Raw genomic sequence first — 252 nt, forward strand, 5'->3', positions numbered from 1 at the left:
GGCCTCGGCTTCCTTCAGAAACCCGATGATTTGCTCTTCCGTAAAACGCTTCTTCATGTTCGTCTTCTTCTCCGAAAACGAACTTTACTAGGTTCTGACTGGCCCGGTTTGTTGGGGGCAGGTCAGTAGTCGACGTGTTCGCGCGACGTATCGTCGGCTGGCGTGTGAGTTCGTCGATGACCACGGACTTCGTTCTCGATGCACTTGAGCAGGCCCTGTACGCTCGCCGGCCGGAAGACGACGGAACGCTCA

1 pseudogene is annotated in these 252 nt (G+C 56.3%); it reads left to right on the top strand.

Going from position 1 to position 252, the window contains the following annotated elements:
- Window positions 1-125: 125 nt before the first annotated feature.
- Window positions 126-252 (top strand): annotated as a pseudogene (locus tag GWC77_RS28825) (IS3 family transposase); the annotation flags it as partial.

The sequence above is a fragment of the Paraburkholderia sp. NMBU_R16 genome (assembly GCF_013282575.1).
Lineage (GTDB): Bacteria > Pseudomonadota > Gammaproteobacteria > Burkholderiales > Burkholderiaceae > Trinickia.